Source organism: Vibrio sp. OPT18 (genome assembly GCF_015163615.1).
In the GTDB taxonomy this organism is placed as follows: Bacteria; Pseudomonadota; Gammaproteobacteria; order Enterobacterales; family Vibrionaceae; genus Vibrio; species Vibrio coralliirubri.
In genome coordinates this window covers 52,617-77,547 of record NZ_JADDYK010000095.1, presented here as the reverse complement: position 1 = coordinate 77,547, position 24,931 = coordinate 52,617, and the positions used below count along the sequence as shown (strand labels likewise).

At 45.3% G+C, this 24,931-nt stretch carries 21 protein-coding genes and 4 tRNA genes; 4 read left to right on the top strand and 21 right to left on the bottom strand.

Annotated features, from left to right (window positions below; all coding sequences use genetic code 11):
• Window positions 1-742: alanine racemase (gene alr / locus IQQ51_RS24035; RefSeq protein WP_228013211.1), on the bottom strand; the 742-nt coding region annotated here is incomplete at its 3' end.
• 6 nt (window positions 743-748) lie between these two features.
• Complete coding sequence (locus IQQ51_RS24030) at window positions 749-2,140, bottom strand: replicative DNA helicase (protein ID WP_016767560.1); 1,392 nt, start codon at window positions 2,138-2,140, stop codon at window positions 749-751.
• A gap of 176 nt (window positions 2,141-2,316) precedes the next feature.
• On the opposite strand from IQQ51_RS24030, the gene IQQ51_RS24025 reads away from it, so the two are divergent.
• Window positions 2,317-3,201 carry a DUF481 domain-containing protein gene (locus IQQ51_RS24025; protein WP_193842309.1) on the top strand — a complete coding sequence of 295 codons (885 nt, stop codon included), beginning with the start codon at window positions 2,317-2,319 and terminating at the stop codon, window positions 3,199-3,201.
• A gap of 180 nt (window positions 3,202-3,381) precedes the next feature.
• On the opposite strand, the gene rplI is transcribed toward IQQ51_RS24025, so the two are convergent.
• The 5 genes from rplI to rnr all read right to left on the bottom strand — a co-directional run bounded on the left by rplI (window position 3,382) and on the right by rnr (window position 8,314).
• Window positions 3,382-3,834 carry a 50S ribosomal protein L9 gene (gene rplI / locus IQQ51_RS24020; RefSeq protein WP_048610692.1) on the bottom strand — a complete coding sequence of 151 codons (453 nt, stop codon included), beginning with the start codon at window positions 3,832-3,834 and terminating at the stop codon, window positions 3,382-3,384.
• A 38-nt stretch (window positions 3,835-3,872) separates the two neighbouring features.
• Window positions 3,873-4,100, bottom strand: coding sequence for a 30S ribosomal protein S18 (gene rpsR, locus IQQ51_RS24015; RefSeq protein ID WP_000090472.1), 228 nt, complete (start codon window positions 4,098-4,100; stop codon window positions 3,873-3,875).
• A 113-nt stretch (window positions 4,101-4,213) separates the two neighbouring features.
• Window positions 4,214-4,603, bottom strand: coding sequence for a 30S ribosomal protein S6 (gene rpsF, locus IQQ51_RS24010; protein WP_004741278.1), 390 nt, complete (start codon window positions 4,601-4,603; stop codon window positions 4,214-4,216).
• Window positions 4,604-4,894: 291 nt separating this feature from the next.
• Window positions 4,895-5,635, bottom strand: a complete 741-nt coding sequence (gene rlmB / locus IQQ51_RS24005; RefSeq protein ID WP_193842308.1) for a 23S rRNA (guanosine(2251)-2'-O)-methyltransferase RlmB — start codon at window positions 5,633-5,635, stop codon at window positions 4,895-4,897.
• Between the two features lie 177 nt (window positions 5,636-5,812).
• Window positions 5,813-8,314 carry a ribonuclease R gene (gene rnr / locus IQQ51_RS24000; protein WP_193842307.1) on the bottom strand — a complete coding sequence of 834 codons (2,502 nt, stop codon included), beginning with the start codon at window positions 8,312-8,314 and terminating at the stop codon, window positions 5,813-5,815.
• A gap of 247 nt (window positions 8,315-8,561) precedes the next feature.
• Here rnr and IQQ51_RS23995 point away from each other — a divergent pair, with 247 nt between their 5' ends.
• Complete coding sequence (locus tag IQQ51_RS23995) at window positions 8,562-9,971, top strand: amidohydrolase (protein ID WP_193842306.1); 1,410 nt, start codon at window positions 8,562-8,564, stop codon at window positions 9,969-9,971.
• Between the two features lie 128 nt (window positions 9,972-10,099).
• Here IQQ51_RS23995 and motX read toward each other — a convergent pair whose 3' ends face one another.
• Both motX and IQQ51_RS23985 read right to left on the bottom strand, forming a co-directional pair.
• Complete coding sequence (gene motX / locus IQQ51_RS23990) at window positions 10,100-10,735, bottom strand: flagellar protein MotX (protein ID WP_017063177.1); 636 nt, start codon at window positions 10,733-10,735, stop codon at window positions 10,100-10,102.
• 298 nt (window positions 10,736-11,033) lie between these two features.
• Entirely contained in the window at window positions 11,034-12,350 is a 1,317-nt protein-coding gene (locus IQQ51_RS23985; RefSeq protein WP_010434108.1) for an adenylosuccinate synthase, read from the bottom strand.
• 172 nt (window positions 12,351-12,522) lie between these two features.
• Between IQQ51_RS23985 and IQQ51_RS23980 the strand changes: the two genes are divergently transcribed.
• Window positions 12,523-12,711: a DUF2065 domain-containing protein gene (locus IQQ51_RS23980; protein ID WP_010434105.1), complete on the top strand. Its 189-nt coding sequence runs from the start codon at window positions 12,523-12,525 to the stop codon at window positions 12,709-12,711.
• Window positions 12,712-12,881: 170 nt separating this feature from the next.
• Here the strand turns inward: IQQ51_RS23980 and hflC are convergent, their stop codons facing one another.
• From hflC to tsaE, 8 genes are all read right to left on the bottom strand, one after another.
• Window positions 12,882-13,859, bottom strand: coding sequence for a protease modulator HflC (hflC, locus tag IQQ51_RS23975; protein WP_010434102.1), 978 nt, complete (start codon window positions 13,857-13,859; stop codon window positions 12,882-12,884).
• A 2-nt stretch (window positions 13,860-13,861) separates the two neighbouring features.
• The gene (gene hflK, locus IQQ51_RS23970) at window positions 13,862-15,064 is read right to left on the bottom strand and encodes an FtsH protease activity modulator HflK (protein ID WP_048610697.1); all 1,203 of its coding nucleotides are present in this window, start codon (window positions 15,062-15,064) and stop codon (window positions 13,862-13,864) included.
• 27 nt (window positions 15,065-15,091) lie between these two features.
• The gene (gene hflX, locus IQQ51_RS23965) at window positions 15,092-16,399 is read right to left on the bottom strand and encodes a ribosome rescue GTPase HflX (protein WP_193842305.1); all 1,308 of its coding nucleotides are present in this window, start codon (window positions 16,397-16,399) and stop codon (window positions 15,092-15,094) included.
• A 44-nt stretch (window positions 16,400-16,443) separates the two neighbouring features.
• Window positions 16,444-16,707, bottom strand: coding sequence for an RNA chaperone Hfq (gene hfq, locus IQQ51_RS23960; RefSeq protein ID WP_017059927.1), 264 nt, complete (start codon window positions 16,705-16,707; stop codon window positions 16,444-16,446).
• Window positions 16,708-16,900: 193 nt separating this feature from the next.
• Entirely contained in the window at window positions 16,901-17,833 is a 933-nt protein-coding gene (miaA, locus tag IQQ51_RS23955) for a tRNA (adenosine(37)-N6)-dimethylallyltransferase MiaA (RefSeq protein ID WP_193842304.1), read from the bottom strand.
• 97 nt (window positions 17,834-17,930) lie between these two features.
• Entirely contained in the window at window positions 17,931-20,120 is a 2,190-nt protein-coding gene (mutL, locus tag IQQ51_RS23950) for a DNA mismatch repair endonuclease MutL (RefSeq protein WP_193842303.1), read from the bottom strand.
• A gap of 102 nt (window positions 20,121-20,222) precedes the next feature.
• Window positions 20,223-21,938, bottom strand: coding sequence for an N-acetylmuramoyl-L-alanine amidase (locus IQQ51_RS23945; RefSeq protein ID WP_193842302.1), 1,716 nt, complete (start codon window positions 21,936-21,938; stop codon window positions 20,223-20,225).
• Window positions 21,932-22,396 carry a tRNA (adenosine(37)-N6)-threonylcarbamoyltransferase complex ATPase subunit type 1 TsaE gene (gene tsaE, locus IQQ51_RS23940; RefSeq protein ID WP_004735870.1) on the bottom strand — a complete coding sequence of 155 codons (465 nt, stop codon included), beginning with the start codon at window positions 22,394-22,396 and terminating at the stop codon, window positions 21,932-21,934. The genes IQQ51_RS23945 and tsaE overlap by 7 nt, the downstream gene beginning before the upstream one ends.
• A gap of 240 nt (window positions 22,397-22,636) precedes the next feature.
• On the opposite strand from tsaE, the gene queG reads away from it, so the two are divergent.
• Window positions 22,637-23,797, top strand: a complete 1,161-nt coding sequence (queG, locus tag IQQ51_RS23935; RefSeq protein ID WP_193842301.1) for a tRNA epoxyqueuosine(34) reductase QueG — start codon at window positions 22,637-22,639, stop codon at window positions 23,795-23,797.
• A 632-nt stretch (window positions 23,798-24,429) separates the two neighbouring features.
• Here the strand turns inward: queG and IQQ51_RS23930 are convergent.
• The 4 genes from IQQ51_RS23930 to IQQ51_RS23915 form a co-directional block, all read right to left on the bottom strand.
• A tRNA-Gly gene (locus tag IQQ51_RS23930) sits at window positions 24,430-24,505 on the bottom strand.
• Between the two features lie 56 nt (window positions 24,506-24,561).
• A tRNA-Met gene (locus IQQ51_RS23925) sits at window positions 24,562-24,638 on the bottom strand.
• A 49-nt stretch (window positions 24,639-24,687) separates the two neighbouring features.
• Window positions 24,688-24,763: transfer RNA gene (locus IQQ51_RS23920), tRNA-Gly, on the bottom strand.
• A gap of 56 nt (window positions 24,764-24,819) precedes the next feature.
• A tRNA-Met gene (locus IQQ51_RS23915) sits at window positions 24,820-24,896 on the bottom strand.
• Window positions 24,897-24,931: the final 35 nt, after the last annotated feature.

Sequence of the window (24,931 nt, the reverse complement as noted above, 5' to 3'; positions counted from 1 at the left end):
CGCGAACTGCAATTAGGTGTGAGGTCAGGGTCATCACAGGCAAAAAACCAAGCTCTTGCGCTGATTTATCAACAAACGGAGAAACACCGTAAGAGATGATTCCCGGACGAACCCAATCAAGATGGCTGTCTGGCCAAGCGAGCAAACCCGCAGAGGCAGCAAGTGAACGCTCCCCTTCACAACCTTCGGTAAGAGACAAGAAAAGCTCTGTCTGTTCAACAGTGGTTGCTCTATCCAGCTCATCAGCACAACCGAAGTGGCTCATGTAACGGAGAGGTTTGGCAACATTCGCACATTGATGCAAACGCTCAACAAAGTTTTGGTATTGTTCAGGGCGAACACCTAGTCGGTGCATACCACTGTCGACTTTTAGCCATACCACAACGGGTGTTTCCAAATCTGCATTCTCTAGCGCGCTTAATTGCTCTTCACAATGCACTACTGTTTGAATGTTATTGGTCACCAAGATTGGTAAATCGCCCGAAGAGTAAAATCCTTCCAGCAACAAAATAGGTTTAACAATGCCACCAGCACGAAGTTGTAACGCTTCTTCAATACGCGCCACACCAAAAGCATCAGAGCTTTTTGAATGCTTGGCGATATGCAGTAAGCCGTGTCCGTAGCCATTGGCTTTCACAACAGACATGACCTTACACTGAGGAGCCTTCGACTTTATCTGGTTCAGGTTATGTTCGAGCGCGTTTAAGTCAATGCTCGCCGTCGCCGCTTTCATGTAAGTCATTAGCGATTACTCATCATCAAATGCAGGGCCTGCATAGTTATCAAATCGGGAGTGTTGGCCTTGGAACGTAAGACGAACCGAACCGATCGGACCGTTACGCTGCTTACCAAGGATTATCTCAGCAATGCCTTTCAATGAACTATCTGGGTTATAAACCTCATCACGATAGATGAACATGATCAAATCGGCATCTTGCTCAATCGAACCTGATTCACGCAAGTCCGAGTTTACTGGGCGCTTATCAGCACGTTGCTCTAGGGAACGGTTAAGCTGAGAAAGTGCCACAACCGGAACGTTGAGCTCTTTTGCTAGCGCTTTCAATGAGCGAGAAATCTCGGCGATTTCAAGAGTACGGTTATCAGATAACGAAGGTACACGCATTAATTGAAGGTAATCTATCATGATCATAGAGATACCATCGTGTTCACGAGCAATACGTCGAGCACGAGAACGTACTTCAGTTGGCGTTAGACCCGAGCTGTCATCGATATACATATTCTTCTTATCCATAAGAATACCCATACTCGACGAGATACGAGCCCAATCTTCATCATCTAACTGACCAGTACGAATCTTGGTTTGGTCTACGCGAGAAAGTGACGCAAGCATACGCATCATCAGTTGCTCGGCTGGCATCTCTAGCGAGAAGATTAAAACCGGTTTGTCTTGCTTCATTGCTGCGTTTTCACACAAGTTCATCGCAAACGTGGTTTTACCCATCGATGGACGAGCCGCAACAATAATTAAGTCAGAGCCTTGTAGGCCTGCTGTTTTCTTGTTGAGGTCGTTGAAGCCAGTATCGACACCTGTCACACCATCTTGCGGCGTTTTGTACAGGATCTCGATACGCTCTAGTGTCTTCTCTAAAATGCTATCAACGTTTTGTGGACCTTCGTTTTCACTTGCACGGCCTTCAGCAATCGCGAAGACTTTACTTTCAGCCAGATCAACAAGTTCTTCCGATGTACGACCTTGAGGGTCATAACCAGAATCCGCAATCTCATTCGCGACACCAATCAGGCTACGAACCAGTGCACGTTGCGCCACGATATCTGCATACGCATTGATGTTTGCGGCACTTGGTGTGTTTTTCGCTAAGTCAGCAAGGTAAGCAAAGCCACCCACTTCTTCAAGTTGCTCACGCAGCTCTAAATGTTCAGAGAGTGTAATAAGATCCAGAGGAGAACTTTCTTCAAGGATATCCTTTACCGCTTCAAAGATCAGACGGTGAGGACGGCTATAAAAGTCTTTGGCCACAACCTTTTCGGCAACCGTATCCCAGCGTTCGTTATCTAATAACAAACCGCCGATAACAGATTGCTCAGCTTCTAATGAATGTGGCGGGACCTTGATGGCGTCCACCTGATCGTTGGCTGATTTCTGACTTTTGGTATCCACTATGACTACACTCAATAACTAATAATGATCGTTCATTATACCCAAGAACATCCGTTTGTAATCCGATCCTATAAGTTTGTTTTATTCTTCAGGAAGAATTTACCTATTGCTGACGGAATTAACCAAGGGTAGCATTACGATCCTGCCATTCACTCACTGTATAACTAGAGGTATGCGTGTCCAAATTATTGGCTCTGAGCACTGGTCTTTTAAGCACTGGTCTCCTGAGCGCTCCGATGGCCTTAGCTGATGATGCTAAAGCCTCTGTTGATGCAATCCTCGACTCTATAGTAGTTTCAGAACCTACTGCTGAGTCGATCGTCGTTGCACCGACACCTGAAGAAAAAGAGTTGGATATCGCACCGAGTGATACAAGTGATACAGAACTACCGAGCCCGCTAAAAACGGAAGTCGAATTTGGATATCAGTCGCATACTGGCAACTCTGATTCACGAGCGCTTAACGCACGCCTTAACGGTGAGTACACGGCTGGCCGTCATAGAACCAGTGGTGAATGGAAATACTACAACCTCTACAAAGATGGCGAAGAAGATAAAAGGCAATCGACTTACTCAGCTCAGAGTGACTACAAGTTAAGCCCTAAAACCTACCTTTACGGCAGTTTCAAAGGAGTCGACTCGAGATACAGTGCTTACTTTAAGGACTACACAATTTCGAGTGGTCTGGGTTACCAGTTTTCGAATACCGAAGAGTTTGTGTTGGAAGTCGAAGTGGGACCAGGTTTTCGTTACCAAGAACCGAACCTTGATGAGATTGATGATGATGACATCATCTTCCCAGAGATTGTTGAAGAAGCGATTTTTCGTGGCAATGTGAATACGTCTTGGCAGGTGTTGAAGAATTTGCAGCTCAAGGCCGACGTGACGCTTGTATCTGGCCACAGTAACCTAAAGTTTGATACTGAACTCGAAGCCATCAACGATATTACTGACAATATCGCGCTGAAGATCGCTCACTCTCGCCAGTACCATGACAAGGTGCCTGAAGGGTTAAGCAAAGAAGACTCTGTTCTATCTATCAACTTGCTATTCCAATTCTAATCTTAGGCCTCTTCTAACCTTGAGAACGGCCTGTTCAGCAATAACAGCTTATGGATCACTGTAAGCTTTTTACTTACTGTAGCCCTCCCTTGTACTTTCCTATATTTCAGACATAAAAAAACACCAGCCGAAGCTGGTGTTTAAAACTTTCAAAAGAAAGAATTCGTCTTGGTACTGAAATTACTCAGCTGCAACGATAGCGATTTTCGCAGTAGCAAAAACTTCAGAGTGAAGTTGGATGCTTACTTCGAATTCGCCGATGTTACGTAGAGCGCCTTCAGGTAGGCGTACTTCGCTCTTAGCTACTGCAACACCTGCCGCTGTAATAGCGTCAGCGATGTCACGAGTACCGATAGAACCGAATAGTTTACCTTCGTCACCAGCTTTAGAAGCGATTGAAACGCCTTCTAGAGTGTTAACGTTCTCTGCACGAGCTTCAGCAGCAGCTAGTTGCTCAGCAACTTTAGCTTCTAGTTCAGCACGACGAGTTTCGAACATAGCAACGTTGTCTTTAGTTGCCATAACTGCTTTACCCTGTGGGATAAGGAAGTTACGAGCGTAACCAGATTTAACGTTTACTTGGTCGCCAAGGCCACCTAGGTTACCGATCTTATCAAGTAGAATAACTTGCATTATCTTAGTCCTCTTAAACTATTATTAACTATTACCGATTACTGATGCTTGTCAGTGTACGGTAGTAGAGCTAGGTAACGAGAACGCTTGATAGCGCGAGCTAGTTGACGCTGGTACTTAGCGCTTGTACCAGTGATACGGCTAGGTACGATTTTACCAGCTTCAGTGATGTAGTTTTTAAGAGTTGCTACGTCTTTGTAGTCAATCTCTTGTACGCCTTCTGCAGTGAAACGGCAGAATTTACGACGACGGAAGAAACGAGCCATGGGCTATCTCCTGATCTTAAATTTAGTAAAGCGGTCTTTCACAATTATCGAAATAACTATCAATGACCTAAAACAAGTTGAGAATTTTTTTAAGGCGTTAAGCCAAAAAAGAATTACTCAGCAGCTGCTTCTGGTTTAGCTTCTGTACGCTCTTCGCGACGAGGAGCACGCTCTGCACGCTCTTCTTTTTGCTTAAGCATAATAGATTGCTCAGTCACAGCGCCTTTAGTGCGCATGATCATGTTACGTAGAACTGCATCGTTGAAACGGAAAGCAGTTTCTAGCTCGTCAATCACTTCTTGACCAGCTTCAACGTTCATAAGAACGTAGTGAGCTTTGTGAAGCTTGTTGATTGGGTAAGCCATTTGACGACGACCCCAGTCTTCTAGACGGTGGATAGTACCGCCAGCTTCAGTGATAGAACCAGTGTAACGCTCGATCATGCCAGCAACTTGCTCGCTTTGATCAGGGTGAACCATGAATACGATTTCGTAATGACGCATTTGGTTGCTCCTTACGGATTATTAGCTTCCACGAGTGGCCCGGTCGTCCAGAGGAAGCAAGGAACTAAAGATAAATGACCGAGTTTTAAGGACGGCAAATATTATAGAAAGAACCCTGTATTGGCAAGTGGTATTTGGCGAATAATGAAACAGTTTTCCTTTCGCCATCTAGCCATCTGTGATTCTGTCAATTTGTCACTCTACGCCCTAAAAACAAACGCCCACCAACAAGTGGTGAGCGTTAATAAATTCATAGACTTAAGTCGTTTTGCCTTTTGACTCAGCTTTACTCTATTGAGTTAGGCGCTGACGTACCGCTTCAAACAGACAGATGCCTGATGCTACCGAAACGTTTAGGCTCGACACGCTGCCGGCCATTGGAATCTTAATTAGGTCATCACAGGTTTCACGCGTTAGACGACGCATACCGTCACCTTCTGCCCCCATAACAACCGCAAGAGGGCCTGTTAGCTTCGCTTGATAGATATCATGCGTAGCTTCACCTGCCGTACCCACAAACCATACGCCCTGCTCTTGCAGTGCACGCATTGTGCGAGCTAGGTTGGTTACACGTACTAACGGAACCGTTTCAGCCGCACCACACGCTACCTTACTTACCGTTGCTGTTAGCGGCGAAGAGCGATCTTTCGGTACGATAACAGCAGCAACACCCGCCGCATCCGCGTTACGCAGACAAGCGCCTAGGTTATGAGGGTCTGTTACGCCGTCTAAAACCAACAGCAAAGGCTGTTCGTGCTGCGCTAGGATATCGTCTAGGTGAGTTTCATTAAGCTGCTTAGCAGGCTTCACCTTAGCAATAAGACCTTGGTGATTCGCACCTTGTGCTTTTTCATCCAACGGCTTACGACCCATCTGCTGAATCGACACACCAAACTGTTGCAGTTGGTTCAGTAATGGAAGAAGACGCTCGTCTTGGCGACCTTTCAATACATACGCTTCGATAAAACGTGCAGGATCTTTTTCTAGTACGGCTTTCACCGCGTGAATACCGTAAATAAATTCGTTACTCATTGTCTCAAGTTACTCTTATTGCTCAGAGAAGAATGACATCAATGCCGATGCATCCCTCTCTGTGTTATTCATTTCGAGAGTATGCGTCTTGCGCCTGATACTCTCGCATTAAATTAAATCAGTTAGGCGCTAAACCTGATTAGCAAAGCGCCCTATTAGCCTTAAGATTTATCAGTTTTAAGACTTATCAGCCTTTGGCTTACGGCTTGCAGCACGCTTTTTCTTAGCGCGAGCTTTAGCAGCACCGGTTTTATTCGCTGGCTTTTTCTTCTTAGCAGGGCCTTCGCTGCTTCCGTCAGGTCGCTTAGTTGGCTCAACCATCGGCTTCGCTGATACGCCCGGCTTATTACTCTTCACTGCTGAGCGCTTCTTGCTTTTCGCCTTTTTCATCGCTTCGGCTGCACGCTTCTTGGCTGTTTTGCCTTTACCACGCGGCTGACGATCGGTGTCTTCTAAATCAAAGTCGATTTGACGAGTTTCTAAGTTAACCGCAGAAACCTTCACTTTCACCGAATCACCCAAACGGTAGATATTACCAGAGCTTTCACCCACTAGGCGCTGACCAACAGCATCAAATTGGTAGTAATCATTCGCTAGCGCTGAGATGTGTACCAAGCCATCAATGTGCAGTTCAGTTAGACGAACAAAGAAGCCAAAACCAGTCACGTTGGCAATCACGCCATCCATCACTTCACCGACATGGTCTTGCATGTATTCACACTTCAACCAGTCGTTCACTTCACGTGTTGCGTCATCAGCACGACGCTCAGTCATTGAACACTGCTCGCCGTAGAAGTCCATATCATCGAAAGTGTAGTGGTAACCACCGGTTGGCGTCCAACGTTCGCTGTTACGACCGCCTTCTTTCGCAATAAGGTACTTAATCGCACGGTGCAATAGCAAGTCAGGGTAACGACGAATCGGCGAGGTAAAGTGAGCATAGCGTTTAAGGGCTAAGCCAAAGTGACCCGCGTTATCCGCGTTGTAGACTGCTTGCTTCATTGAACGAAGTAGCATGGTTTGGATTAATTCACGGTCTTCACGTTCGTTAATCTGTTGCATCAGTTGTGCATAGTCTACTGGTGATGGCGAGAGACCACCTTCCAGCGTTAAACCTAATTCACTTAAGAAGCTCTTGAAGCCCATTAAGCGCTCTTCGCCCGGAGTTTCGTGAACACGGTACAGAGCAGGCTCTTTCGCTTTCTCTACGTAAGATGCCGATGCGATGTTCGCCAGAATCATACACTCTTCGATGACCTTGTGTGCATCGTTACGGATTACCGGTTCAATACGGTCGATCTTACGATCCGCATTGAAGATAAATTTGGTTTCTACCGTTTCAAACTCAATCGCGCCACGCTCATCACGCGTTTTCTTAAGCACTTTGTACATCTTGTGCAGTTCTTCAAGATGCGGTACTTCTGGCTCGTAACGCTCACGAAGCTCTTCATTGCCATCTAAGATCGCGCCTACTTTGTTGTAAGTAAGACGAGCATGAGAGTTCATTACCGCTTCGTAGTGTTTGTAACCCGACAGCTTACCTTTGTCTGAGATAGTCATCTCACACACCATACATAAGCGGTCGACTTGAGGGTTCAAAGAACATAAGCCGTTAGAAAGCACTTCAGGCAGCATTGGTACAACTTGTGACGGGAAGTATACCGAGTTACCACGGTTAATCGCTTCTTTGTCTAGCGCTGTATCTGGACGAACGTAATAACTTACGTCAGCAATCGCTACCCATAGACGCCAGCCGCCGCCTTTCTTCGCTTCACAGTAAACCGCATCATCGAAGTCACGCGCATCTTCACCATCAATGGTAACTAATGGCAGTTTACGCAGGTCTACACGCCCTTCTTTTGCTTCTTCAGGAACATGCTCACCTAGGTTTTCAATTTGTTTATCTACCGCTTCAGGCCACTCTTGTGGGATCTGGTGAGTACGGATCGCAATCTGCGTTTCCATACCCGGAGCCATGTTTTCACCAAGAACTTCGGTTACTTTACCCATCATGTTACGAGAACGACCACCGCGATCCGTAATCTCAATCACAACCACATTACCCATTCGAGCACCGCCTTTATGCTCAGTAGGGATCTGGATGTCGTGACTAATACGCGAATCATCAGCAACAACGTAAGAATGGCCGTACTCTAGGAAGAAGCGACCAACAAGTGGCGTTTTACGCTCTTCAAGCACACGAACCAAGCGACCTTCACGACGGCCACGCTTACTGTTGTCAGTAGGCTGAACCAATACGTAATCACCGTGCATGATGGTTTTCATCTGATGATGCGGCAGCACGATATCATTGTCTTTACCCACACTGCCGTCTGGGCGAACCCAACCATGACCGTCTTTATGACCAATCACATAGCCTTTGATCAGTTCCATCTTCTCAGGCAATGCGTAGCACTGACGACGAGTAAAGATAAGCTGTCCATCACGCTCCATTGCACGTAAACGACGACGCAGCCCTTCATATTGTTCCTCTCCAGCAAGACCCAAAGCTTCGAATAGATCGTTGCGGTTCATCGGAATATTCGCGTCTGTTAGAAACGAAATAATGAACTCTCGGCTTGGTACTGGGTTATCGTAATTTTTCGACTCTCGGTCGGCAAAAGGATCAACAGTGGTTGTCGCTGTCGTGTTTTCTGACGTTGGTGTGTTTTTTGACATAGGCGGGCCTGCTTAAGCAAGGAAGGTATATACCCCTAGTATATCTGATGCTAGGGGTAAGCTACAGATATGCTTTAGAAAACACCCAAATAACCTTAGATTGATACATATCTTCACTTTGTGAAACATCGCTTCATAGACGTGGACTATCATCAAAATTTCAAGCAAACGATAAAACAAACGTTTGCGCCATGAATGAAATACACTATTATCCACGCACTTTACCAACTCCTGTTCTGAGTATGATATGAAACTAAAACGCACTTTATTGGCTTCAGCTATGGCGAGCCTAGCGCTATTTCCATTCGCAAGTTCGGCAATGGAAAAAGCTGACCTGATGATTACCGATGCGATGGTTCTGACCATGAACCAAGACAAAACGGTTTATGAAAGCGGTACTGTTGTGGTCAAAGACAACAAAATCATTGCAGTTGGTGATGCTTCACTAGAGAAGCAGTACCAAGCTAAGCAAGTGTTAGACGTGGATGGCGATATCGTAATGCCAGGTCTCATCAATACCCATACTCATGTATCAATGACAGTTTTCCGTTCGTTGGCCGATGATGTGCCAGATCGCCTGCACCGTTACATCTTCCCGCTAGAGAAGAAGCTAGTATCGCGAGACATGGTACGCATTGGTGCCAACCTAGGTAACGTTGAAATGGTGAAAGGCGGTGTCACGACTTACGCCGACATGTACTACTTCGAAGATGAAGTCGCAAAAACCGTCGATAAAATCGGTATGCGTGCCATCCTTGGTGAAACGGTGATTAAGTTCCCTGTAGCCGATGCGGCTAACGCCGAAGAAGGCATTAAGTACGCGTTGAATTTTATTGAAGAATACAAAGATCACCCGCGAATCACACCAGCGTTTGCACCGCATGCGCCTTACACCAACACCACAGAGATCCTTCAAAAAATATCTAAACTATCCCTAGAATTAGATGTTCCAGTAATGATTCACCTTGCAGAATCACACCGTGAAGAAGAGAAAATCGCAGAGCGTTCAGATGGTTTATCCCCGGTTCAATACATGGACAGCATTGGCGCACTCAACAAAAACTTGGTGGGTGCACACATGATCCTCGTAGACGATCATGATATTGAACTGGTGAAGAAATCGGATATGGGCGTGGCTCATAACATGAGTGCTAACATCAAGTCAGCAAAAGGTGTATCACCTGCCCTTAAGATGTATGACGAGAACGTGCGTATCGGTTTAGGTACCGATGGTCCAATGTCTGGTAACACACTGAGCACTATTGATGAATTCAACCAAGTCGCTAAAGTTCACAAGCTAGTTAACAAAGATCGTGCTGCGATGCCGCCGATCAAAGTGATCGACATGGCGACAATGGGCGCAGCAAAAGCGCTGCACATGGAAGATAAGATCGGTTCTCTTGAAGCTGGCAAACTCGCCGACATCATAGTGATCGATACTAAGGCGCCAAACATGGTTCCGGTCTACAACCCATACTCAGCACTGGTGTACTCAGCTAACTCAGGCAATGTTCGTCATTCCATCGTTGATGGCAAGATCATCATGCAAGATCGCGACATGCTAACGGTAGACGAAGACAAGATTCGCCAAGAAGCACTCGATTTCACTAAGATTGTTCGTGAAACGGTAATTGAGTCTGGTGAGGTTGTTCAATAAACTCGCAATCGAATAGCATGACCATCTAAACGTAAAAAGCCCCGCACTAACTAAATTAGGCGGGGCTTTTTAAGTCTTGTTTCCTGTAACAATGAGTGCAGGGATCATTACAGGTTTTTTGCTCGGTATTACCAGAACACGTCTCGACGTTTTGCTCGAGCAATAATATTGTCTGGCATTCTCTGTTCCAGACCGCTACGAAGCACAGTGATACGTCTGTGTTGTCTTTGATCTGCGGTTACCGAGTTATACAACCAACGGTAAGCATCTTCATAATCCAATGGACTACCGTAGTCACGTAACAAGAGTTCCGCTAAGTGAATGCTCGCACTTAAGTTACCCATAGAGGCAGCTTCACGTAGATACGGAATCGCACGCTCTTGATCTTGTTGTACCAAAGTACCACGAGAGTAATAACGACCTAACTGCTCTAATGCAGCGGGTAAACCTTGATGTGCCGCGTTTTCCATATAGTAAAGGCCAAGCTCTACATCTTGTGGAACACACACACCCCAAGCCAACATATCACCGTATAAAAACTCATAAGAAGGCAAGCTAATACGCGTCGCACGAGCAACGATATCTTCAACTAACTGGCACTTATCAGCTTTCACTCGCTCTAGATGTTGATTATTTTCGATTAAATTAATCAGTTCAGCTTCTGTATATATTGGAACGGGCTCTCCCACATCAGCCAAATTTGCATGACTCAAGGGTGAGCTCAGCGCCATTATTAATGAAGCTGCCACAATTCGTAGCTTCATACCTGCACTCTATTATCTGTCGCTAAAGTTATCTATTAAGGGGTGCAGAGGATTTCTACACGCACAAAACAGGGTGAACTTCACTTTCCATGATATCTGTATCGGCAATAACCCCGACGGCTTTAGACAAAACTTGCCGCTAATGGGCAATATTTTGCCTGATGACGCTTAAAAGATCACCATCAAAGAGTGAGCGGCTAAATTGCAGGCATTAAAAAGCCGACTTAATAAAGTCGGCTTTTAAAAAACTATTTTATTATCAAAGCACTGTTCGTGCCTGGTAATCACTCAACGGGCATTACGCGCCGTATGGGTGAACCTTGATGATAGTTTCGTTACGATCTGGGCCAGTTGATACGATATCAATTGGAACGCCAGTTAGGTCTTCGATACGCTTGATGTAATCTAGAGCTGCTTGTGGAAGCGCGTCGATAGATTTAGCACCAAATGTGTTTTCAGACCAACCAGGCATTGTTTCGTAGATTGGCGTCGCTTCTTCGAATGACTCAGCAGCCATTGGAGAAACTTCTAGGATAGAACCATCTTTCATCTTGTAACCAGTACAGATTTTTAGTTCTTCTAGGCCATCTAGAACATCTAGTTTAGTTAGACACATACCAGATAGAGAGTTGATTTGGATTGCACGACGCATAGCAACAGCATCGAACCAACCAGTACGACGTAGACGACCAGTTGTTGCGCCAAACTCGTGACCAACATCGCCTAGGTGTTTACCAACTGGGTCTTGCTTCTCAAGGCCATCGTATAGTTCAGTTGGGAATGGACCTGAACCGACACGAGTACAGTAAGCCTTAGTAATACCAAGGATGTAACCGATGTGACGAGGACCGAAACCAGAACCTGCAGCAACACCACCAGCAGTAGTGTTAGAAGACGTTACGTATGGGTAAGTACCGTGGTCGATATCTAGTAGCGTACCTTGAGCACCTTCGAACATGATCTTGTCGCCGCGCTTACGTGCTGCGTCTAGTTCGTCAGTTACATCGATAACCATCGCAGTCAACATATCTGCGTAGCTCATCGCTTGCTCAAGAACTTCTTCGTAGCTTACTGTTTCAGCTTTGTAGAAGTGCTCTAGTTGGAAGTTGTGGAATTCCATAACTTCTTTTAGCTTCTCAGCAAATGCTTCTTTATCGAAAAGGTCGCCAACGCGTAGACCGCGACGAGCAACTTTATCTTCGTAAGCAGGACCGATACCACGACCCGTTGTACCGATAGCTTTAGCGCCACGAGCGATTTCACGCGCGTTGTCGATTGCAATGTGGTACGGAAGAATTAGAGGACAAGCTTCAGAGATGAAAAGACGTTCACGTACTGGAATACCGCGATCTTCAAGAGGCTTCATTTCTTTTAGAAGTGCGTCAGGCGATAATACTACACCGTTACCAATAACACATTTAACGTTATTACGTAGGATGCCTGATGGAATTAAGTGAAGAACGGTTTTTTCACCGTCAATTACAAGTGTGTGACCTGCATTGTGACCGCCTTGGTAGCGAACCACGTATTTTGCATCTTCAGTTAAAAGGTCAACGATTTTACCTTTACCTTCATCACCCCATTGGGTGCCTAGAACGACTACGTTATTTCCCATCTTTCCAATTTCTGTTGCTAATTAAAAATGGATTCTAGCACTGAATCACACTTCTTGCAGTCACTTTTTGTTCATAAACGTTAACGCTGTACAAAAATAAACCAGCCATAACTGGGGGCAGATGTGTAAAGATACTGATATCATTGCTTTTTTACAGACAAAAGGCAGAACCATGTCTCAATCAATTTGGCTCGCTATTGGGCTCGTACTTATTGTGGAAGGGCTCGGCCCCTTGATTGCACCCAATGGCTGGAGAAACATGGTCGCACAACTGAGCGAGCAACCAGACACGCAACTGCGCCGCATTGGAGGCTGTCTTGTGGTGGCTGGAGCGGTTATCGCTTTCATGACCTACCGCTAGGTTTCTATAAGTAGAACGCTGTTGAGCACCTTCCCTTGCCCCAATAGTGAATCCACAAACATGTCTCCTCCTGAAATAAGTCATAGAAAACAAAAAGGCTCCCACAATGGGAGCCTTTTAAGTTTTAACGTATTTTGCTTATTGAGCTAAGCATTCGCTAACGCATCAGCTTATTTTGCTGGAGCGCCGCTTGCTTGATTCATGTATTGGAAGAAGTCAGTCTTCGGATCCAGTACTAGAATGTCGCTCTTATCGCTAAATGATGTCTCATAAGCTTGCAATGAACGCATGAAGCCGTAGAACTCAGGATCTTTGCTGAAAGCATCAGAGTAGATCTTCGCTGCTTCTGCATCTGCATCACCACGAGTGATTCGAGCTGTACGGTCAGCCTCAGCAAGAACTGTTGCCACTTCTAGCTCAGCTTGAGCACGGATAACTTCCGCTTTCTCACGACCTTGAGAACGGTGTCTACGAGCAACCGACTCACGTTCTGCACGCATACGGCGGTAGATAGATTCACTGATTTCGTCAGGAAGGTTAATCTTCTTCATACGGAAATCAACAACTTCAACACCTAAATCAGCCATCGCACTTTCTGCCGTTCCAGACAAAACGTTTTCCATGATCTTATCGCGTTCGCCATCAACTTCTAGTGCTTCTGCAGCCGCTACCGTTGTGACGACTTCGCTATCAGCAGAGTCTGGCAGGATGTCCTTATTACGAGGACCTGACACGATCTGCTTAATTTCACGAGAACCAATTTCAGAACGAAGAACATCTGTCACTTTACGCTCAAGAAGTGCTTCTGCCGTCATGATATTACCGCCGCCAGTACTCAGATAGAAACGTCCAAAATCAGCAATACGCCATTTTGCGTAAGTATCAATTAGAACGTCTTTTTTCTCTGATGTTACGAAACGGTCAGAACGGCCATCCATCGTTTGAATACGAGCATCAAGTACTTTTACGCGATCAAACATAGGCAGTTTAAAGTGCAGGCCTGGTTCATAGATTCGTGATACGCCGTTGTCATCGAGAACTCGACCAAAACGAATTACCATGCCACGCTCGCCTTCTTGAATCACAAATAGTGACATCAATAGAAGGGCAATCGTCACAACTAATACAGGGATCATTAATTTACGCATTATTAGTATCTCCCTTGGCGTGAACTGTCTGAACGAGTTTGAGTACTAGGCTTAGGATCCGCTTGAGTTTCTAACTCAATTTGATCGTAAGTTGATGATGCTTTTGCAGGGCGAGAGCCCGACTGAGAACCACCTTGTGCGCCTAGCTTATCAATTGGTAGGTATAGCAAGTTACCGCTTGATTCAGAATCAATCAGGACTTTCGATGTGCTTGAGTACACTTTTTCCATTGTATCTAGATACATACGGTTACGTGTTACTTCAGGAGCAGCTTGGTATTCAGGTAGCAGTTTCTCGAACTGAGCTACTTGACCTAGAGCACCATTAACTGTGCGCTCTGAGTAACCCACCGCTTCTTTCTTCAAACGCTCAGCTCGACCTGTTGCTTTTGGAAGAATGTCATTTCGGTAAGCTTCAGCTTCACGTTCAAAACGCTCTTCATCCTCACGAGCCGCGATAGCATCATCAAATGCATCTTTCACTTGCTCAGGTGGACGTGCTGACTGGAAGTTCACGTCAACAATCAGAATACCCATGTCGTAGCTATCAATAATACGGTTCAACGTTTCTTGAGTGCTTTGACGAATCTGTTGACGACCACTTGTCAGGATACTATCCATTAGTGAGTCACCAATTACCGCACGAAGCGCAGAATCGGTTGCTTGGCGTAAACTGTCGTCTGCATTCGTTACACGATACAAGTACTTGTATGGGTCAGAAACACGGTATTGAACACCCATTTCAACGGTCACAACGTTTTCATCTTTCGTTAGCATCGTGCCAGCAGCACGTAGAGAACGAATCGCTTGAACGTTTACTAGTTGCTCATCTTTGATTTCATCGATGAAGCGTGGGTGCCAGTTAAGACCAGGTTCTTCGATACGGTCGAACTGACCCAGTCGAAGTACTACTGCTCTTTCTGCTTCTCCAACGGTGTAGAAACCAGCGAAGAACCAGATAGCAATAGCAATAACGGCAATGACACCAAAGCCAATTGCACCGCCACCACCAATAGATGGCCCGTTACCGTTGCCACCCTTTTTACCAAACTTGCCACCTAACTTTTGACTTAGTTTACTAAACACTTCGTCTAGATCTGGCGGTCCTTGATCTCGGCCGCCGCGATTATTTTTATTACCCCAAGGGTCATTATCGCGGCCGTTATTATCGCCGTTGTTGTTATTTCCAGGCTCATTCCACGCCATTAGAAAGCTCCATCATTTGATATGACGTTATACTGTAGCAGTCTCTTTGGTAACGATAAAGTCACCTAAGAGCGCCCCTTCTCTTTTTTCAAGTTTAGACCAATCTATTTGTTGCATTCGGATATCTATCAACAAGTTACCATTTTCATCATACTCTTCCTGTTGAATACATTTCATCTCGAAGAATAAGCTGCGAATACGGCCCTGATGTTGATGTGGAATACACAACCGGAATTGAACCATCTGGCTAGCTAAACGCTCAGTTAAAGCTTCAAACAGCAGTTCAATACCTTCTCCTTCCATTGCAGAAACCCAAACAGCGCGAGGTGCGCCCTCTTCGTCTCTTTCAATTCGAGGTTTTTGGTCTTCCATGCAGTCAATTTTGTTCATGACTACAAGGGTTGGCACTTCATGAGCATCGATTTCTTCTAATACTTCATGAACAGCCTGAATGTTCTCACGAAAACGGTCATCACTGGCATCGACAACATGTAACAAAATGTCAGCTTCCTGCGTCTCTTGTAATGTTGCCTTGAACGCAGCGACCAAGTCGTGTGGTAGATGACGGATAAAACCTACGGTATCTGCGAGAATTGCAGGCCCGACATCTGCCAAATCAATCTTACGTAATGTTGGGTCTAGGGTTGCAAACAGTTGGTCTGCCGCATAAACACCAGCACTTGTGATGCGATTGAAAAGTGTTGATTTCCCTGCGTTGGTATAACCAACCAAAGAAATTGTTGGGATTTCAGCTCGATTACGAGCACGTCGTCCTTGTTCACGCTGTTTAGCAACTTTCGCTAAACGACGTAGTATTGCCTTTATACGGTCACGCAACAAACGGCGATCGGTTTCCAGTTGAGTTTCACCTGGACCACGAAGACCAATACCACCTTTCTGCCTTTCAAGGTGAGTCCAACCACGAATCAATCGAGTAGAGATATGACGAAGCTGAGCGAGCTCAACTTGTAGCTTACCTTCATGAGTTCGCGCACGTTGTGCAAAGATATCTAAGATCAAACTCGTGCGATCAATCACACGACATTTACACAATTGCTCGAGATTTCGCTCTTGGGCAGGAGAGAGGGAGTGGTTAAAAATCACAATTTCAGCACCGGTTAGCTGAACAGCTTGTGCGATTTCTAGGGCTTTACCTTCTCCAACGTAGTATTTAGGGAGTGGGGATTGTCGGCTACCAGTAATCACTTGTAGCGTTTCTACCCCCGCTGAGGAGACCAGCATTTCACATTCGCTTAGGTCTTCCCATTCTCCCTCTTGCGTGAAGTTGATATGAACAAGTACGGCTCGCTCGCCGGATTCATAACGGTCAAACAAGCAACCAACTCCTTATTACAGCGCAAGCTGTATCAATTGAACGATTAATCTTCAGTCTTCTCTGGACGATCAGATGGCGTGCGTTGCTCGCCGCTGTGGTGACTAACTGCGCGAGCAGGTACCACAGTAGAAATCGCATGCTTGTAAACCATTTGGTTTACTGTGTTCTTCAATAAGATCACGAATTGATCGAAAGACTCGATCTGACCTTGCAGCTTAATGCCGTTAACAAGATAGATAGAGACTGGAATGCGCTCACGACGGAGTGCATTTAGGAATGGGTCTTGTAGCGATTGCCCCTTAGCCATTTTATTTTCCTTATTTGTATTTTGTTGTAATTATTTAGCTAGTGGTGCACAAAAAGGTGCGGCCTTTGCATCTGAGCTAAATGAATAAAAAAACTCCGTTGTTATTGAAAGGCTGTGATTTTTTAAAAGCCTCAATAACGGATCCTTTCCAGAGTATATTCACGCAAAAGCGATCACATTATACACAGCAATACTAATCAGATGCTATTGCATCTGAAAGAGTTTCTAACGCTTGATCAATGTTTTCGCTATCTAACCAAGTTAAATCATCCCAACTGCGCAACCAGGTGATTTGTCGCTTGGCCAACTGACGGGTTGCACAGACACCACGGAAAACCGCTTCGTCTAAATCACAATTACCGTCTAAATAATCCCACATCTGCCTATAACCAACGCATCGGATCGATGGTAGTTCAGGGTGAAGGTCTTCTCTGGCGTACAACGCCTTCATTTCATCTTCAAACCCGGCTTCTATCATCTTCTCGAAACGCAGCTCAATGCGGCGATGGAGTTCAGTCCTTTCCTTGGGAGCTATTGCAAATTGTTTTACACGAAATGGCAGGCTATCGCCTTTCGTTTGAGTTAGCTCTGTTAATGTTTTACCCGAAATTCGGTAAACTTCCAATGCCCTTGAAAGCCTTTGTGGATCATTTGGGTGTATTCTTTCAGCGGATACGGGATCTATCTCTCTTAATTGATCATGCAATGCCTGCCAACCTTGTTCGATAGATTCCGCTTCAATCTGCTTACGAATCTCTTGATCCGCTGCTGGTAATGGCGATAAACCTTCCAACAATGCTTTGTAGTACAGCATTGTGCCACCAACAAGTAACGGGATTTTACCTTCCGCTACAATCTTATTCATTTCATTGATCGCATCACGACGAAAATCTGCCGCAGAATACGCTTCGCTTGGTTCCAAAATATCAATCAAGCGATGAGGCGCGAGCGCAAGCTCTTCCGCATCCGGTTTAGCGGTACCAATATCCATGTCTTTGTAGATAAGTGCCGAATCGACGCTGATGATCTCTACTGGGTATTTCTGACGTAAGCGGATAGCTAAATCTGTTTTTCCTGATGCCGTTGGGCCCATTAAAAACAACGCTAAAGGTAATTTTTCAGTCATGATATTTTGTATTTGCTTCTCTGTTTTAGCGCTTTTTAGCAAAGGGCTTTGTGTCGCGACGTATTCAGCTAAAAAGACAAATGTCGTCGCGAAAAAGTTAAACCGTAAACGCGGCTATAGTCGCTGAAAAGTCGATAGGATTAACAAACTCTGGATCATCTAATGGAAGTAGACCATGCCAAAGTTGTTCAAGTTCCCCAACTAGTTGAACCGCTTCAGATAAAGTGTAGTCGCTTTTTACTTGTGCCGTTTGAATCCCGATCCAGTTAACCAATGATGGCAACAGGTCGTTGGAAACATTAGCCGTGTGATTATCAACAATCTGAGCGTTTAATGAAGCCGCGTAAGATAACAGATCTGGGATCAAAATTTGTAAGTTTTGCTGCCTTAAAGGAGAAGGCACGCCCATCACCATTACCGCCTCACTGTTTCGCGCCTTAAGCTCAATCCCCAGTAATGCCAGTGTCTGGCTCAGCGTCTTCGCAACTTCGACAAGTTCACTGCCCAGCTTAATCGATAAGGGCACCAATAGTGGTTGGCTTTTTAACGTGCCACCTCGAGTATCAAGCTGACCAACAACACGCAACAATTCAGCCTTAGCCAAAGAAACCAACACACTGCCGTTCTTATTACCCATCACCAGATACTGACGTTCCACAATCGAGACTGCTTTGCCCAAGTCCGTTACAGGTGCTCTTGGTTTTAAATGAACAGAGTTCTGTTGGGCAGGCTTAGCTTCTATATTTTCTATGTTATCTCTGGTTTCTACTGGTGCCACCGGCTCTCGAGAAGATGATGGCTGTACCGCTTGATCATCAAAATCTGGCGTTTTAAGAAGCTCTTTATAAGCTTTCACTTCTCGCTTAGATGGAGCAGGTTCGGCGTGATGCTGGTGTGGCTCTTTCTCTTTTTTCGGAGCTGGTCGAGACTCTATCCACTCTTGGCGAGGAGAACCGGTAAAACTGGTTTCGCGATCCGACGAGCCTCCGCTAGGCAATGAACTTCGGTTAGCTGGTGAGCTGTAACGCTGCCCACCATCATTAACGCTGTGTTGAGGCTGATCAAAAGCGTGCTCTGATTCTGCTTTTCTCGGGTAGGCTGGCGTTTGCTCAATGGCATGTCGCACCCTATCTGAAACCTTTGTTTCATCCGAACTGCTAGGCATTACGCTTTCTGGCTCAGCGAAACTTGCAACACCATCAACTGCAGAGCTCGTACTATCTTGCTGATGATGAATCACTTCTGATTGATGAAAAGCCGACTGATTTAACGGAGCAGCATTGATTTGCTTGCTCTGTGCTAAACCATCACTCAATGCTTGGTAAATAAAGTCATGCACAAGACGCGCTTGATGAAAACGCACTTCATGTTTAGCAGGATGAACATTCACGTCGACTTGATGTGGGTCGAGTTCAATGAACAACACATACGTCGCGAATTGGTCTGGGCGCAGACTGGTTTCATAGCTCTGACGAATCGCATGGTTGATCAGCTTGTCACGCATCATACGACCATTCACATAACAGTATTGCAGGTCGCTTTGTTGTCTTGCCCCTTCTGGCGTGGTGATCCAGCCATGAAGTTTTAGGCCTTGATGCTCAAGTTCGATCTTAAGCATATGGCGAACAAAAGGATTGCCACATACCGCAGCGATGCGCTTTTCTGCTTGAACTTGTGTTTTTGCAGCGCGGTACTGACGAATCATTTTACCGTTATGGCGAAGGTTGATCGTCACATCGAAACGGCTCAATGCGATGCGTTTCAGCAGTTCATCGATATGGGTGAACTCGGTTTTCTCGGTACGTAAGAATTTGCGGCGCGCTGGTGTATTGAAGAACAGATCCAACACCTCAACCGAAGTACCAATGGGATGCGCTGCAGGCTGCAGTTTCACCTGCATATCACGACCTTCACTGTGTGCCGCCCAAGCTTGATCTTGAGTGGCAGGGCGTGAAGTCATGGTTAAGCGCGCAACCGAGCTAATACTCGCCAGCGCTTCACCACGGAAACCGAGGCTGACGATCGCCTCTAGGTCATCAAGGGTATGGATCTTAGAGGTCGCATGACGACTCAGCGCCAAGGCAAGCTCATCTTTAACGATGCCCTTACCGTTGTCACGAACGCGGATCATCTTGGCGCCACCTTTCTCGATATCAATATCGATACGAGTGGCACCCGAATCCAAACTGTTCTCAACCAACTCTTTTACAACAGAAGCGGGTCTTTCTACCACCTCACCCGCTGCGATTTGGTTAGCTAACCGAGCTGGCAGTATTTTGATCGTCATATTTATAGCTACCTTACTGCCATTGGTGGAAACGCTGTTACGTTTGCACTAGTTCTTCTTTTTTAACATTGATATACCTGAAGCCGCTTAATATTCCCAAGACTACTTGTGAGGAATAATCAACACTTGGCCGATAGCCAGGCTGTCAGATCGTAGCTTATTCGCTTGGCGAATGCTGTTGACGCTCACGCCGTATTTCGAAGCTATCTTGCCAAGGTAATCACCTCTTGCAACTTTGTGTTTGCGCAGTGGGACATCTTTCACTTCAACCGTAATACGTAACTTCTGACCGACTCTCAATGTTTCAGACTTCAAGCGGTTCTCACGTTTGATATCTGCAACCAATACTTTGTAACGGCTGGCTATCTTACCTAGGTACTCTCCAGACTTAACCGTGTGAGTGATGGTCTTCGTTTTAACAGTACTGCTTGATGATGAGCTTGAAGCCCTGCCTGGAATCTTAAGTACTTGGCCAATTGCTAGGCTGCTCGATTTCAGATTGTTGAACTTCATCAACGTCTGTGTTGAGGTACCATATTTACTCGCAATCACAGACAAAGACTCACCACGAGAGACTTTATGTTGGCTCACGCTGCCCGTTGATGACGTTGCGTTAGACAAGATAATCCCTTCAGGCGGGTTAGCCTTCAAATACTTAACGACCGCTTTAGTCACTGCTCGTGCCAATTTATCTTGGTGCGAACGTTGGAAAAGAAGCTTCTCTTCGGTCGGATTCGAAATAAAACCTGTCTCTACCAATACAGATGGGATCTGCGGTGAACGCAATACCGCTAAGCTGGTGTTAATCGGCTTACTGTTATGCAGTTTCGCAACCTTACCCATCTCAGACAGAATCGTTGTTGCAAGCTTATAGCCCTCTTTCTGTGAGTGGCTGAACTGCAAATCAAGCAGGGTTTGGTTTACGTTCTTATCATCAATATTGCCAGTGAAAGCCGCACCACTACCACCCAGCAGTTCTGACTGTTTCTCTTTGTTCTCAATCCAGCGTGAGATCTCGGTATTCGCTCGTCGAGTATTCAACACAAATACCGAACCACCTCTTGGTTGAGGCGTCGTAAAGGCATCGGCGTGAATAGAGATCAACAGGTGAGCTTCATTCTCTCGAGCAATCGCAACACGTCGATTCAGGTTCACAAAGTAGTCAGCATTACGAGTCATACGAGTTTTGATCCCCGGGACCGCATTCAGTTGAGCTGCTAACTTCTTAGAAATACTCAGAGTCGCGTCTTTTTCATACTTACGAGATGGACCGATTGAGCCAGGATCTTCACCGCCGTGGCCAGGGTCAATCACAATGAGAATGTCTTTCTGGCGCTTAACCTGATTAATGTTCTTACTGACCGTTGGCTTACTCGGCGTCGATGTCGCTTTACTTGCCGCACCATGAGGTAAGTCAATCACCAAACGGTGTCCATACTGACCACCTGGAGTCGGGCTCAGTTTGAACAACTCAGCTTTAGACGACTTCTTTAACTCAAAAACCAAGCGATAGGTGTTTTTGTCTGGTGGTGAGCTCTTACGAATCTTAGACAGAACAGGGCTGTCTTTCACCACGACCGGTAACTTAGTCGCAAGATTGGTATTCTTTAGATCGACCACTAAACGACTCGGGCTACTCAGAGTGAAATAGCTAAAGTCCGCTTCTGATTTTAAGTCGATAACCACACGAGTTTCTTCTGGAGAAGGCCAAACCCTTAAACTTTTCAGTGAGTTTGCAGAAACAAGTGAAGAAAACAGTATAGAAAAAACAGCAGCCATCATGGCCACTGCTGAAATAAGGCGTTTAGAAATCAACATAACTCCAACTGACTAAGTAAGCGCTGTCCGTATTCACTATTAGCGGTTAAAGAAACAATACGGTGATCGTCTTGGTAACGAATATCAATATCCAAATCGGCTTCTGGTAGCATCCCATAACCTTTCTCAGGCCATTCAACCAAACAGATAGCATCCGGTGTAAAGTAATCACGAATTCCCATGAACTCTAACTCTTCAGGATCGGCTAGGCGATAAAGGTCAAAGTGGTACACCTGCCAATCTGCAAGTTGATAAGGTTCAACTAGAGTATACGTTGGGCTCTTTACATTTCCTTGATGGCCAAGTGCTTTTACAAAGCCACGACTGAAGGTCGTTTTACCTGCGCCAAGATCACCATGCAGATAAATAGTCGTCTGCTGTGAGCAAAGATTAGAAAGCTCCGTTCCTAATTGAATCGTTGCTTGTTCATCTTTCAAAGTAAATTGTTTCGTGCTCATGAATACGTTCTCTAAAAATCGATCGTTGACTATATAAAAATCAAAAGAACAAGAATAGTAAACCGTGATGCTTTTGGGAGACAAGCACTCAAGTGTAAGTTCTATGAAAAATACTGCTCAAAACGCGTCTGTTCTGGTCAACACCACTAAGATCCGTTAAGATCCGCCCCCATTTTTGCCGAACCTAATTTTAATTAGCCTTATCTCTAATTGTAAAACAGAGAAAATAAGAATTAAGCCATGAATCTAGACCATCTTGCTGAAAAAATTAAAATCTGGGGAAAAGAGCTAGGCTTTCAAAAAGTTGGCATCTGCGATGTTGACTTAAGTGAACACGAAGCCCCTCTTCAAGCATGGCTAGATGCTGGCAATCACGGCGAAATGGATTGGATGGCTCGACATGGGATGATGCGTGCACGTCCTGATGAACTTCACCCAGGCACAATTCGAGTGATCAGCGCTCGAATGAATTACCTACCACCAGAAGCTCAGTTTTCCTCTAACCTAAGCGATACCACTCAAGGCTACATCAGCCGTTATTCTTTAGGCCGCGACTATCACAAATTGTTCCGTAACCAGTTGAAAAAGCTGGGACAAAGAATTGAAAAAGAGGTCGAGGGTTTAGACTCACGCCCTTTCGTCGATTCAGCACCTATTTTGGAAAGACCGCTCGCTCAGAAAGCCGGGTTGGGTTGGACAGGTAAACACTCATTAATTCTTGATAAAGACGCTGGCTCTTGGTTCTTTCTAGGGGAGCTGTTAGTTAACATCCCTCTTCCAACGGATGAACCCAGTGTCGATGATTGCGGCAAATGCACCGCATGTATCACTTCTTGCCCAACAGGGGCCATTATTGATGATGGCGTCGTTGATGCGCGCAAATGTATTTCGTACTTAACCATTGAATATGATGGTGTGATCCCTGAAGAGTATAGAGATGCCATTGGTAACCGTATTTACGGTTGTGATGATTGTCAGTTAGTTTGCCCGTGGAATCGTCATGCCGAACTCACAGAGCAAACAGACTTTCACCGCAGAGAAGATTTCCAAGAAGCCGATCTGGTTTCACTTTCAAGTTGGGACGAAGCAACCTTCCTAAAGAAAATGGAAGGCTCAGCAATAAGACGTATCGGACACACCCAGTGGTTACGCAATATCTTTGTTGCGATGGGCAATGCACCATTCCAACAACGCATTGTTGAAACGCTGGAATCCCATCAAGGAAAAAACGATATGTTGGATGTGCATATTGAGTGGGCTTTGAATAAACAACTACAGCAGTTACCCAACGCTAGCAGTCTGCAAGAAGATAACGGTGTACAAAAAAGTAACAGCAAAATCCTCACCAAAAAGCACAGACTGATACGTATTGTTGAGAAAGGGCTACCAAGAGACGCCTAGCCCTTTTGGCATCAAGGATTGACAGCGACACCCACATTGATAGTCCAATATTTAAGACAACTCGTTGCACATAATTTTAGAACAATGTTTGACCTTGTTCTCAATTCTAACAATGTGGAAAAAATTCAGAACTCTCGTAAACTTCCGACACCCGCGCAAAGTTAAACACAGTGCTGATAAATGATTAAGATCAAAAAACAACAAGTTAACGATCTTTTATCAAATTGAAGATAAGCACTCAACTTGATAAAAAACAACAAGTTACGATCGCCACAATTCAGCTAATATATTGAAAACAAGAAAGATCTTTTAGGGATATGTAAAGAATTAAGACTGAAATAACTTTATCAACCAAGTTATCCACACCTAACATTTTGTGGATAAGTCTGTTTATAGATGTGAAAAACCTCAAGTATCTGCTTCAGAGACCTGATGTTTACTAGCATTCCAGTTGCTAAGAAAAATTTAAGACAAAAAAATATCCACCATGATGGAGGATTATTTGCTTTTTGGGGGGATTATGCTTCGCAGCATTAAAGAAAGAGCGTGACCCTTAAGGTCGCCTTTAAACTCTGTGATCTAAAGAAAAACACGGTGGTTTAAAGAGTCTTAATAGCTTTTAAGAATAAAGCTGGAGCGATACATCGGGTTCGAACCGATGACCTCAACCTTGGCAAGGTTGCGCTCTACCAACTGAGCTAGTATCGCATTAGTTAATCGCTGCTCTTACTGCCTTTGGCAATAAATGGCGCCTAACTGTAATGTGGTTGCGGGAGCCGGATTTGAACCGACGACCTTCGGGTTATGAGCCCGACGAGCTACCAAACTGCTCCATCCCGCGTCCGGATGCATTGTTTAAGTCAATGAATCTTGCCTTTAAAAGGCTAATTTGGAGCGATACATCGGGTTCGAACCGATGACCTCAACCTTGGCAAGGTTGCGCTCTACCAACTGAGCTAGTATCGCATTAGTTAATCGCTGCTCTTACTGCCTTGGGCAACAGATAGCGCCTAACTGTAATGTGGTTGCGGGAGCCGGATTTGAACCGACGACCTTCGGGTTATGAGCCCGACGAGCTACCAAACTGCTCCATCCCGCGTCCGGATGCATCAATTAAGTTGATGATTCTTTAAA